Here is a 12,578-nt window from a genome sequence, read left to right on the forward strand (position 1 = left end):
TATAGGACTTACGAAAAAAAACCGGTTTTTACCATAAATCTTGGGCTATACAGCGAGACTTACATCAGAAACCGGGTTGCTTAACACCCGTGCGGAGCGTCCTAAATTAGTCAGATATTTTTGAAATCTATCGCGCAATTCCTACCTAAAATCCCATCAAAAATCTACAATCAGACTGCTACTCTATCTGTTTTGCCGCGAAACGCCTGGTATTTTTATTATTGTACAAAAGGCGATATATCGCATCTAAAAGCATTGACAAAGAGATACGGAGCGGTTTTAGGAACCACGTTGAACTTGGACAAATATTTCCTCCAAAATTGCACTAGCACCCTGTTGGCGGAGGCGGTGAGCGAGGTCAATTCCGATCATTTCAGCAGTCTCGGCGGCGCCGGAAACAGTATCTTTGACGAACCGCTTGCCGTCGAGACTCGATACCATTCCGGTTAAGGTTAATTGACCGTTTTCTATTTTGGTATTGACGCCGATCGGCACTTGACAGCCGCCTTCTAATTCCCGCAGAAATGCGCGTTCGGCATAACATCTTTGGGCGGTTTCCGAGTGTTCGAGAGCTTTAATCACGGCCATGATTTCTGTATCTCCAGCGCGGCATTCGATGCCCAAAGCACCTTGTCCGACGGCGTGAAGGGAGATATCAGCAGGGATAATTTGGTGGATGCGATCGCCCATTCCCAATCTTTCGAGGCCGGCAACTGCTAAAATAATCGCGTCGTAACCGCCCTCATCTAATTTAGCGAGTCTAGTATTGAGATTGCCGCGAATATCTTTAAATTCAAAATGAGGGAAATGGTGCCGCAGTTGAGCTAGCCGCCGCAGGGAAGAAGTACCGATTACAGAACCTTCTGGGAGGGTGTCGAGTTGCTTGTCTTTGTGCTTGGAGTGAACTACCAAGGCGTCAGCGGGATTTTCCCGTTCGGTGACGCATCCTAAAATTAAACCTTCGGGCAAATTGGTAGGCAAATCTTTGAGGGAATGAACGGCAAAGTCCGTTTCATTGTTAATCATCCCCGTTTCTAATTCTTTGGTGAAAAGTCCTTTATCGCCAATTTTAGCGAGGGCGACATCAAGAATTATGTCCCCTTGGGTGGACATGGTGTGGACTTCAAAAGTGTGTTCCGGGAAGTGTTTCTGTAGCTGTTCTTGCACCCAGTGGGTTTGCACGAGAGCGAGTTGGCTTTTGCGGGAACCGATGCGAACGGTTCGGGAAGGGGCAGATGTGGTTGGGGACATAAGATCGATCGGAGGATAGCTTGAAATCAGCCAATATATTCACCTGATCTAGCGTACCGCAGGTGGGGACTTTAATTGCTCGTTGGGATAATTCGGGCGATAAAATAGAAATACCCGATTTTGAGCGCCAGTAGCAGTGAGCCTTGATGATGTTTCCCATCCAGCGTTGGGCGTCGCTTGCAGTCCAAGCGATCGACATTCCGAAGCAAAGGCTGCCGGCGATGTAAGATTTACCTAGGGTCGAGCCGGATGAACCTGGTTGACATGAGGAGTTAGCTTAGCTGCGGCGAGAAAGAATTAGCTCAAAAGTTGCGGGATTTGGAGAGAGAAATGTAGTGGCGAGGGGAAAAGGGCGATCGTATTTATTTGTAGCAGCTTCGTTGACCAAAGGGCGATTCCCTACCCTTCGGGAACGCCTGCGGGAAGATAGCTTCGCTGGCGCGTACCTTTTCCATTTCTCACCAAAATTTAACGTTGCCCTGCTTGAAGTGCAGAATTTGCTATCTGGACAACTTCTTGCTGCCGTGCATTTCTCCTTGTGACTCGGTACAGCACCCCCAGCCTTTGCCACTCAACAAAAGCCGTACAGTAAGCACCGCAATTATTGAAATAAATCCCCCTGAATCCACCCGCCAATTCAACGCTTCTGTAAGTATCCTGCGGCAATTGGGAAGGAGGCGAAAACGGTTCATTTCTTTTAGCTTCGATTGTGCCGAAATAACAGGCTCCCGCGCGGCATCCTTTGCCTAAATATATTCCCACAATGTAACCTTCTGCCCCCGCTTGCACATCAAAATCAACTTGCTGAGTGTTAGATACAGGAAGTATGCTCGGAAGAAAAACAGGCACTCGCGTTTTGCCTTTGATTTGCCTAGAAATGTTACTTGCAGGAAAAATACTGTTAGCTTGGTTTGCTGAATTATCGGGAATGGGGGGAAACTTTTGCACAAAATCCCTCCACTGCACAACTCTATTTTTAGCAATGTTAAAAGTGGGAATCGAGTATTTTTCTAGCGTAAAAGAAGGGCGACCGTTTTTCAGGTTGAAGTTGCGGCGAATCACTGTAATTTCTGGTTTCCCTAAGCCGTAAGCTGGAGCTATGGAACGGGCGAGATTGCAGCTAATTTTGAAGCGTCCCATCTCAATATTGCCATTTTCCGCTTGATAAGACCAATTGTAACCTTCAGAAGCACGATCGCGATCGCACAGAAAATGAGAAATCTCAAACATCTTGGCAATATGAACGTCGTACAACCGCAACTTGCGGCTGCCGGCAGATTTTGCAGTGTTGCGATCGGGCACAATAAATTGTATCGGTTGCCAGCTATCTTCAGGGGAATAATTAAACCAGCGGATTTCTGTAATCGGGAGTTCAGTCCTTGCTAACGCTGAGTTTGGTGTCAAAGGTGCAATCGTAAAAGCAGTCACCACACAAGCAAAAATCGCCGCAAATAGCCATCTTCCCCTCATCCTGATTTCCCCCTAAGTAGGTCAGCGCAAAAAAAACAATAGCATCTTCTAAGGGGCGAGTGCGAGTTAAGATATATCATACAATAACGGTAAGGTGCGCCCTTACGCACCCTACATATAGAAGTTGTGTGTCCCCGACTACAAAACTTAACGCTTCCCAGCTTGAATAGCAGAATTTCCTATTAAAATTAAATCAGATTCTCGTCCGTTCTTAATGGCTACAGTATACATAAAACCCTGAGTTTTCCACTCAAGAGTTGCTGTGCAGTAAGCCCCGCAACCGTTATGAAAAACTCCTTTCACTCCGCCCGCAAGCTTGACATTTTTTAACGTCTTAGTTACCCCTTCTAGTTTTGTAGTAAACTCCCCGCCTTTTTGACCTTGAATTGACCCAAAAGTGCAAACAGTCGTACCGCCGCAATCGGGTTTATACTCGATTGAAATACTATAGCTGTTTGCTTGTGCTGTAGTTGGATAGTACATTTTTTGCGAAACCGGAATCCTGCTGGGAATAAAAATAGGCACTTGCGTTTTGCCTTTTAACTTTCGCAAAATCTCATTTACCGGAAACGCAGTGCCTCCTTGAGCAATGTGTGTTGTTCCCGATTGTCGCTGCGACAATTGCGAAGATCCAAAAACAACCGATAGAGGTACTAAAGCAGTTAATACACCAGCAGAAGTAGCCAAAAATAATAATTTCTTCTTCACTGTCTTTTTCCTTAATATTCCAAGAGTTTAGTTGGGCGGTGAACCGCATTCACGTATGTACAACCATAATTCAAAATACCAAATTAAGACTCGCTTTTCCGGGAAGAATGTTTTTTGACTATCTTGACAAGGTTGGCAGAATATGAAGTCATATATAATATAGAGAAGGCGAGCAATTTAGGAGTCGATCGTGGAACTGCAAGAGTATTTGCGCCAGCACGGATTGGAAACTTTGTCCGAAACTTATCATATCAAAGTTACCCGCCACCGCCAATATCCCGATTTAGTCTGTCTGAAATACTCGCAGATAGAATCTCCCCTAGGCGAAAAGATAGTCCAGCAGTGCCGAGGCATTATTTTAGATTCATCTCAAGATTGGCAGATAGTTTCTTATCCCTACAACAAATTTTTTAATTACGGAGAAATTCACGCTGCTGCAATTGATTGGACAAATGCCAAAGTTTATGAAAAACTAGACGGTTCTCTAACTGTACTGTATTTTTACAAAGGAGAATGGAGAGTGCAATCTAGCGGCACTCCCGACGCCGCCGGCGAAGTTAACGGTTTTGGGTTCAGCTTTGCGGAACTTTTTTGGAAAGTCTGGCAAGAATTGGGATATCAATTGCCACAAGAAACCGACCAGTGTTTTATCTTTGAGTTGATGACGCCTTACAATAGAATAGTTGTCCAGCAACAAAACAATCAAATCGTGCTGCACGGGGTTCGCAACACTCAAACGCTGGTAGAAACAGACCCGAGTCTTTGGGTCAATAAATATGGCTGGGAATTGGTCGCATCCTATCCTTTAACTAGCTGGAAAGAAGTTATCGAAGCGGCTCAACATTTAGATCCGATGGATTCGGAAGGGTATATTATCTGCGATGCTAACTTCCACAGAGTTAAAGTTAAGTCTCCGCAATATGTCGCGATTTCCCATCTCCGCGAAGGGTTTTCGACTCGCCGCCTGATAGAAATTGTTTTAACTAATGAAGGAGAAGAGTTTTTAGCTTATTTTCCTGAGTGGAGTGAGTTGTATCAAAAAGTTAAGGACAAATATCAATCTTTGGTTGAAGAAATCGAGGAAGCTTACCGACAGCACGAACATATCGAAGTTCAGAAAGATTTTGCATTAGCTGTGAAACATTTGCCGTATTCCGGGATTTTGTTTTCTTTGCGGGCCCGAAGAGTTGCGGGAGTGAAAGAAGCTCTCCGTGATGTTACGATCCATAAAATAGAGGAGCTATTGGGTTTAGATTACATCCATCTAGGTTTGTAGTAACGACTACAGTCGTTTCTTGAATGAGGAATAAAATCCTCACTACCCACGAAGATTAACATTATATATAGGTGACAGAATAAAGAAGTAAATGCACCTAATTAAACCTAAGATACAGGTGGCTAAAAAGCTTGCTGTATGAGCATTCTACTTTTTACCTTCTACCTTCTTCCTTCTACTTACCATGAAAAGAGTTATTGTACTTGTCGGTTTGCCTGCTTCGGGAAAATCTCAATTTGCTAGGGAATTACTGCTGTCGGAACCTGCAAAGTGGGTGCGAAGCAATAAAGATTTGCTCAGAGAAATGGCTCACGCTTCTCATTGGTCGCCGACGAATGAAAAGTTTATTGTGAAGTTGAGAGATACGATTATTTTGATGGCTTTGGAAAGTGGCAAACACGTCATTGTTGATGATACTAATTTTGGCGCTCACATCGAGCATATCAAGGAGTTGGTTAAAGGTAAAGCTGTTGTGGAAGTTAATGATTCTTTTCTCCAAGTTCCGGTAGAGGAATGTATTAAACGGGATTTGAAAAGACTTAATTCGGTGGGCAAAGATGTGATTATGAAGATGTACAATAAGTACGTGCGTGTTCCCGTTGCGCCGCCGGAATATAACCCGGATTTGCCGGATGCAATTATTGTCGATATGGACGGTACGCTGGCACTTCTAAATGGCAGAAATCCTTTTGATGCTTCTACGTGCGATCGCGATTTGCCCAATCAGCCCGTCTTAGATACCGTTCGCAAGTGGCAGTCCAGCGTTAATATCATTGTAGTGTCGGGCCGGACGGATGATTGTCAGCCTCAAACTGAAAAATGGTTGCAGCAGTACGAGGTTAATTATGCCGATCTTTATATGCGGAAAACCGGAGATATGAGGAAGGATGCGATTATGAAGGAAGAATTTTATCGGCAGCATATTGCAGGGAAATATAATGTTAAGTTTGTGTTGGACGATCGCCAACAAGTTGTTGATATGTGGAGAGGCTTGGGATTGACGGTATTCCAAGTAGATGAAGGGGATTTTTAAGGCAGGGTTTGTTGGTGGGGCCGAGATCCCAACTCCTAATGCTACACTTAAAGTAACCCGGGATGGATCTAATTCATCTGCGTTAATCTGCGTTGATCTGCCTGTATCTGCGGTAAAAAAAATATAATTTCTTCTTAACCGCAGATGACAAGGGATTGACGCTGATTCACGCAGAGATAGAGATAGGAATAATTCCGCTGCTAACAGATTTGAGATTATTTACTTATCGCGTCCAAGCCAGCCAGCGGTTAAACAAATTTTTCACAAACGGCGTCAAACGAGTGCGATTGTAAGCATCTCCTGCTTTCCGAATTGCATCAGCTTGTGTGGGATACGGGTGAATTGTGCTCGCAATCTTTCCTAAACCAATATTGTTAACCATTGCTAAAGTAAGTTCGCTAATCATATCCCCAGCGTGTCGCGCTACAATAGTTGCACCTAATATTTTATCGCTGCCTTTCTTGACGTGAATTTTTACAAATCCTTCCTCTTCGCCGTCAATAATTGCCCGATCGACTTGACTGAAAGGAATTAAAAATGTATCGATATCAATGCCTTTTTCCTTAGCCTCGTGTTCCCCAATTCCGACGCGCGCAATTTCCGGGTTTGTGTAAGTACACCAAGGTATCGTCAAAGCGCTGAGCTTTTTGCGCCCGAAAAATAGAGTGTTTTGAATTACCATTCTCGCGGCAAAATCAGCAGCGTGAGTAAATTTAGGTTTCATGCAAATATCCCCAGCGGCATAAATGCGGGGATTAGTAGTTTGCAAATTGTCGTTGACAAATACGCCTGTTTGTGTATCGTATTCAACGCCGATCACCTCCAGATTCAATCCTTCCACGTTGGGCGATCGCCCTGTACTCACAATAATTTCATCTACTGTTACCGATGCTTCCTTACCTTGAGATTTATAAGAAATTACTTTGCCTGCATTTGTTTGCTCAACGCGCTCTATTGTGGATTCTAGTATTAGTTGAATTTCTTCGCGTATAAAAGCCTGCTGCACGATTTTAGCAGCATCAGCATCTTCTTTGTCTAAAATCTGAGCATTTTTGTGCAGCAATACGACTTCCGAACCCAGCCTGCGGAATGCTTGAGCCAATTCGCAGCCGATCGGCCCTGCGCCAATTACGGCCAAACGCTGAGGTCTTTCTGTCAGGTTAAAGACAGTTTCATTTGTCAGATATCCAGTTTCTTGTAAGCCGGGAATTTGTGGTTGTAGCGCCCTTGCACCTGTGGCAATTACTGCTTTTTTAAAGCGGAGAGTTTGCCCTGCAACTTCTACTGTATTATTGCTAGTAAAACGACCCGAACCTAAAAAAACATCAACTCCTAATTTGTACTGGTAGCGTTCAACAGAATCAACATCGCTGATTCCCGCCCTAATCCGGCGCAGCCGTTCCATCACAGCAGCAAAATCAACTTCTGCACCCTTAGGAACGTTAACACCAAATTTACTTGCTTCCCAGATATCGCCGACAGTGCGGGACGATCGAATTAAAGCTTTTGAGGGCACACAACCGACATTCAAACAGTCGCCTCCCATTAAATGTTTTTCAATCAAAGCAACTTTCGCACCCAAACCTGCGGCACCTGCAGCAACAATTAATCCAGCGGGGCCCGCACCAATTACTATTAAATTATAAGAAGTAGCAGGCTGCGGATTTACCCAATCGGGCGGATGCAAATAGGAGACTAATTTCTGGTTGTGTTCGTCCATCGGAGGGACAGTTACGCGATCGACTTTTGACTCCGGCATTCGCAAATCCTCCTAATTAAATACTTTCTTCCAAAGCTTTGCTGGCTATCCGAGTGACAAAGACAGTAACAGTGACAGTAGCAATAAAACCGAGGATATTGATCGACCATTTGGCTGCTTCTGTGTGGGGACTTGTGGACTGACATATCGCGCCTATCGCAGCAACCTCTCCCACCAAAGAACCCGAGTAAACGTACATGATTGTACCCGGTATCATGCCCAAGGAACCCAGCACGTAATCTTTCAAAGAAACCTGAGTAATTCCCAAAGCGTAATTCAACAAATTGAAAGGAAATAAAGGACAAAGACGAGTCAAAAAAACTATTTTTAATCCTTGTTGGGAAACTGCGCGATCGAGAGCTTTAAACTTGGGGTGAGATTCCATATATTTTACCACGCGATCGCGGCACAAATAGCGCCCGATCGCAAAAGCAAATACAGCACCTAAAAGGGACGCCGCAAAAACGTAAACTGAACCCCACCACAAACCAAAAATCGCCCCCCCTCCCAGCGTCAGTACCGAACCCGGTACAAACAGCACAGTAGCCAAGTTATAAGTAGCTACAAAAGCCACCGGTCCCCACCACCCTAACTCCTCGATCCGCATTAACAGAGTTCTCAAAACATCTTGAACGTAGGCAGATCTAGTTGCTACAATCAAGAGAGCAAGCAAAATTGCTATCAAAAAAAACAACACTATGCGTTTAAATTTTACCTTAGCATAATCTTGGATTCCTTCTTTTGGCATGATTCACCCGCAAAGATTTATCAGCATTATACTCCAAACTTAAATTATTACTGTAAACTAGCCTAAAAGCGATTGTCATGACACCAAAAGCCCAACTTCCAATTCCCGAACATTTTGACTCCAAAAAAGTAGGCGAAGTCTGGCGAGTCCCCTACCGAGAACGAGCCGCCCAAGCGAAAGATTGGGCAAAACAGCACAGCATCCAGCCAGCCGCAAGGGACACCAACCGCATTTGTTTGCTGATAATTGATGTCCAAAATACCTTTTGTTTGCCCGAATTTGAATTATTTGTGGGCGGCCGTTCCGGTAGCGGTGCAGTTGATGACAACCTGCGGCTGTGCGAATTTATTTACCGCAATTTAAATGCAATTACAACCATTGCACCGACAATGGACACCCACACCGCCATGCAAATTTTTCATCCAATCTTTTGGATCGACGAAGCAGGCGAACACCCCCTACCAGCCGCAACTTCTATTACACTCGAAGATGTCCAAAAAGGCATTTGGAAAGTCAATCCCGCCATCACCCACAGCATCAGCGGGGAGAATTTTTCAGCACTGGAAAAACAGGCTTGCCACTACGTCAAAAAACTCAGCGCCGATGGGAAATATCCCCTGACAATTTGGCCCTATCACTCAATGTTAGGCGGCATCGGACACGCGCTGGTTTCGGCGGTGGAAGAAGCAGTATTTTTTCATACTATAGCCCGCAACAGCCAAGCACTTTTTGAAATCAAAGGCGGGAATCCACTGACAGAAAACTATTCGGTTTTGCGGCCGGAAGTTTTAGATGGGTTCGACGGCAATCCGATTGCTGAAAAGAATGCTAAGTTTATTGATAAATTACTCGATTTTGATGAAGTAATTATTGCCGGACAAGCCAAAAGTCACTGCGTTGCTTGGACAATTGATGATTTGTTAACGGAAATTTTGGCGCGAGATACGAATTTGGCAAAGAAGGTTTATTTGCTGGAAGATTGCACTTCGCCTGTGGTAGTTCCGGGTGTTGTTGATTTTACGGAACAAGCAGATGCAGCTTATCAAAAATTTGCGGCGGCGGGAATGAATATTGTTCAATCTACTCAGTTAATTCTGGGCGATTAAAGACGCTTGTTTTCTGTTGGGTTTTTCAGTGCAAAAAAAGTATACATTATCAATCCTAGGCGATAATTTTTGTTCGCTTGGCACTCTGCTGCGATCGCATTTAACTGATTACTTATGATATCATATCCGATAAATCACTTCCGAGAGAAGCATAGTTAAGGAGTTTCCCGATGACTGAAAGCGAAATTTATAGTGTTGTTTTGTTTCGGGATGCGAGTGTGCAAGCAATTTCAAAACTCTCTGTGGGCATCGCCACGACTATTCTGAGCACAGTTGTAACTGCAACCCAAGCCTACGCAGTTCCCGTAACCTACGATTTCACCATCACTGTTACCAAAGGCGGGTTAGCGGGCAATTCATTCAACGGTTCTTTCAGCTACGATGATGCCAAATTGAAGGGAACGGGAGTAGAAGAATTGGGAATTACTGACGGATTAACGACCTGCCTAAATTACCTTGGACGCACTTATCGCGAAACCGATGATACCAGTTATCCTACCTTTCCCACACTCAGATTTGAGGATGGCAAGATCACGCAACTAAACTTTTGGATTCAGCCGAATCAGCGAGTTAATTGGTGGAATTTACCTGGATGGGAAGTCAAGCTGTCTGAGCCTAAAATGGGCGATTCAACTGTTCCCAATTGTCAAAAACGGTGAGGCGTAGCCAAGGTGCGCTCGACGGTAAAAATATAGGAGGAATTAGATGCAACTGCCTACGCTTACGGTAATTTCATGCAGCCACGCTACCAAGGTGCGATCGTCGATCATCTGCTGGGGCGATCGAATTTTTGCGAGCGCTATCAACGAATGACTCAAACATTGTTTGAAAAAAACCGCATGATTCCTCTTCCCTGTCGGTCAAGAGTTCCTCTGCGGTTCACGATTTTCCATAACTATTTCCCATCCAGTCTGGGGACTTCTTGCAAAAAACTGCCACTCAACATTAATTCAGTCATCCGGTCTAACTTACCGCTGAATTTTAATTTTTTATCTGTTTGAAAGCGCTCGATATTTGCTTTTAAATCGCCGCTACTATATCCTAATTTACTCAAATAGTCCATAGCTTGTTTGTCACTTAACCAGATATCCGCAGAACGAAAAATCGGCACGTATTCCTCCCGCCAAATCTGGGCAAAAGTTGCCCTATCTAAATAGAAAATCCTGCCCCGCGCCGGGTCTCCAATTGCAGCAATACTGTCATTCATTCCCAGCAAAGCCACCGCGTGCGGTAGCTTCCGAGGGCCGTCAAACAGCCAAACTGCTAGCACTCCGGGGCGATTAATTTGCTGAATTTGCTCCCAAGTCGGCGCCAGTTCGATCGCATTTACGCCCAAAGCTCTTGCTGCTATAATTAACTGCGGCATCGAAGTTCCCAAGCGACTTGTCCCGGCAAAACGCGCTACACTCGATTCCGTCGCATCGATTCCCCAACGCCTTAACACTGTTGCTAGCGCCGCCGGCGCGCAACTGCTGTTAGATGTTTGCCGAAATACACCGTTTGGCTGCAAATTATCTATTAAATCAGCGTAAATTGGCGCCATAAAATAGTTTTCAGCGCCTGTAAATCCTCCCAATCCCAACAAGCAAATTAAAATTACTGCGATTACTTGGGCTCGTGCTGTCAACCAACTTATACTAAAGCCAATACCGCAGACTCCCATCAGCATCACTCGTAGCAAAGTCCAAGTAACTCGCATCCCGTGAAAGCGCCACTCGATCGGCAAAACAGGCATTTGAGGCATATTTAGAGCCAGTAGCAGCAAGGCAATATAAAAACCCAAAAACAGCAGGGCGATCGAATTTCTGCCCTTAAACAAATCGTTAGCCGTCACTCCAGAGCGAACTAACACTCGCCCTAAGCGCATTCCCCAGAGTAACAGCACCGAACCCAGCACCAGCGTCACTACTATTTCCATGAACTCAAAATTTTGTTGCTTAACTATGTTGTAACATTTATGCGATCGACTTAGATCCCAATCAATAGTGGAAGAGAGGAAGAGTGGGAGAGAGAATTTGACGATGTTTGGGCTTCGTTCCTCAATTTTCCGCTACAATCGAATAAACAGGATTTATCCAAAATCGAAGCAGGCCAAACAACCATCAATCCTAAAGACTTTGACCTGCATAGCTTGCTCGATATTAAGTTTTACCAGATTTTTCTTGATGAGTCTGAATCAATGGTTGACAATCAGATAATTCAGCTACCTAACCCCAAAGGAGATATTGCCATGTTTGCCAACTTAAAGCTGAGAAACCGGATGTTACTGGCATATGCAGTTCACATTGATTTGAAGGCGATTAATTATTAATTATTTTTTTGTAATTCTAGGAAAACTTTAAGGTGATTAACTTCAAAACCACAAAATTAAGAGAGCGTATTCTGTGGGGATATTCCATACCGATTTTGCTTTCAGTAGGAGCTGCTACTTTGGTTTTCTTTAATGCTAAAGAAGTAGAAGCGAAAGCAAAACTGCTAAATAATTCTCATGCTGTTGTTATAGATTTGAAAGAGCAACAGCTAGGATTTGCAGGTATGCAAAAAGCTGCTCGTGGGTATTTTTTGGCACAAGATAGTGCTTTCTTAACTGAATACAATGAAGCGGTAAACAGCTTTGACCAATTCTATCAGGATTTACTCAAGCTGGTTCAAAACCCACAGCAGCGCCAGCGGCTAGATGAAATGAATCTCTTACAAGATCAGATAGACAACGGCTACAAACAAGCCTTTTCTTTGGTCGATCAAGGTAAGCGAGACGAGGGACTTAACTTATGGAAGAGACAAGTTGTGCCCAAGCTTCGTCAGGTTGATGCTATAGCTAATGAGTTTCAAAGCACCGAGCTAAATATTTTACTCGAACAAGAAAAAAAACAGATTCAAGCTTTGCAGTTCCTGAGTACAGTGGTGATTTTAAGCACTGCTTTAGCTGCACTTACGGCAATTGCGATCGCTCTGTGGATTGCTTCAGGCATTGCAAAGAGCATGAATCAGTCAGTCAATATGATTGTTAGTTCTTCCACAGAGATTGCGGCCACAGTTGAACAGCAGGAACGCACAGCCGCACAGCAATCGAGCTCTGTAAATCAAACTACAATCACAATGGATGAGTTAGGCGCTGCTTCCCAACAATCAGCCCAGCAAGCCCAAGCTGGTGCGGAATCTGCACGGCAAGCTTTACAGATCACTCAAAAGGGAACCCTAGCAGTGGAGCAAACACTGGAATCGAT

General features: G+C 44.3%; 12 protein-coding genes. 6 read left to right on the top strand and 6 right to left on the bottom strand.

Annotation, left to right across the window (positions count from 1 at the left end):
• Positions 1-279 precede the first annotated feature (279 nt).
• The 3 genes from hemC to QUA42_RS21355 all read right to left on the bottom strand — a co-directional run bounded on the left by hemC (position 280) and on the right by QUA42_RS21355 (position 3,429).
• Positions 280-1,251, bottom strand: a complete 972-nt coding sequence (gene hemC, locus QUA42_RS21345) for a hydroxymethylbilane synthase (protein ID WP_333139848.1) — start codon at positions 1,249-1,251, stop codon at positions 280-282.
• 468 nt (positions 1,252-1,719) lie between these two features.
• Positions 1,720-2,721 carry a hypothetical protein gene (locus QUA42_RS21350; protein WP_333139850.1) on the bottom strand — a complete coding sequence of 334 codons (1,002 nt, stop codon included), beginning with the start codon at positions 2,719-2,721 and terminating at the stop codon, positions 1,720-1,722.
• 147 nt (positions 2,722-2,868) lie between these two features.
• On the bottom strand, positions 2,869-3,429 hold the full coding sequence (locus QUA42_RS21355) for a hypothetical protein (RefSeq protein WP_333139852.1): 561 nt from the start codon (positions 3,427-3,429) through the stop codon (positions 2,869-2,871).
• 190 nt (positions 3,430-3,619) lie between these two features.
• Between QUA42_RS21355 and QUA42_RS21360 the strand changes: the two genes are divergently transcribed.
• Together QUA42_RS21360 and QUA42_RS21365 are read left to right on the top strand one after the other, a co-directional pair.
• Entirely contained in the window at positions 3,620-4,705 is a 1,086-nt protein-coding gene (locus QUA42_RS21360; RefSeq protein WP_333139854.1) for an RNA ligase, read from the top strand.
• Between the two features lie 184 nt (positions 4,706-4,889).
• On the top strand, positions 4,890-5,738 hold the full coding sequence (locus QUA42_RS21365) for a phosphatase domain-containing protein (RefSeq protein WP_333139856.1): 849 nt from the start codon (positions 4,890-4,892) through the stop codon (positions 5,736-5,738).
• A 223-nt stretch (positions 5,739-5,961) separates the two neighbouring features.
• On the opposite strand, the gene QUA42_RS21370 is transcribed toward QUA42_RS21365, so the two are convergent.
• Together QUA42_RS21370 and QUA42_RS21375 are read right to left on the bottom strand one after the other, a co-directional pair.
• Positions 5,962-7,497: a mercuric reductase gene (locus QUA42_RS21370; protein ID WP_333139858.1), complete on the bottom strand. Its 1,536-nt coding sequence runs from the start codon at positions 7,495-7,497 to the stop codon at positions 5,962-5,964.
• 16 nt (positions 7,498-7,513) lie between these two features.
• A complete protein-coding gene (locus tag QUA42_RS21375; RefSeq protein WP_333139860.1) occupies positions 7,514-8,245 on the bottom strand; it encodes a TVP38/TMEM64 family protein in 732 nt (243 codons plus the stop codon).
• A gap of 77 nt (positions 8,246-8,322) precedes the next feature.
• Here QUA42_RS21375 and QUA42_RS21380 point away from each other — a divergent pair, with 77 nt between their 5' ends.
• Positions 8,323-9,351, top strand: coding sequence for an isochorismatase (locus tag QUA42_RS21380; protein WP_333139862.1), 1,029 nt, complete (start codon positions 8,323-8,325; stop codon positions 9,349-9,351).
• 170 nt (positions 9,352-9,521) lie between these two features.
• Entirely contained in the window at positions 9,522-10,010 is a 489-nt protein-coding gene (locus tag QUA42_RS21385) for a hypothetical protein (RefSeq protein WP_333062659.1), read from the top strand.
• A 236-nt stretch (positions 10,011-10,246) separates the two neighbouring features.
• Here the strand turns inward: QUA42_RS21385 and QUA42_RS21390 are convergent, their stop codons facing one another.
• On the bottom strand, positions 10,247-11,269 hold the full coding sequence (locus QUA42_RS21390; protein WP_333139864.1) for a cysteine peptidase family C39 domain-containing protein: 1,023 nt from the start codon (positions 11,267-11,269) through the stop codon (positions 10,247-10,249).
• A 261-nt stretch (positions 11,270-11,530) separates the two neighbouring features.
• On the opposite strand from QUA42_RS21390, the gene QUA42_RS21395 reads away from it, so the two are divergent.
• Both QUA42_RS21395 and QUA42_RS21400 read left to right on the top strand, forming a co-directional pair.
• Complete coding sequence (locus QUA42_RS21395; RefSeq protein ID WP_333074094.1) at positions 11,531-11,662, top strand: hypothetical protein; 132 nt, start codon at positions 11,531-11,533, stop codon at positions 11,660-11,662.
• Between the two features lie 32 nt (positions 11,663-11,694).
• Positions 11,695-12,578: CHASE3 domain-containing protein (locus QUA42_RS21400; RefSeq protein WP_333139866.1), on the top strand; the 884-nt coding region annotated here is incomplete at its 3' end.

The organism is Microcoleus sp. Pol11C2 (assembly GCF_036701505.1).
Lineage (GTDB): Bacteria > Cyanobacteriota > Cyanobacteriia > Cyanobacteriales > Microcoleaceae > Microcoleus.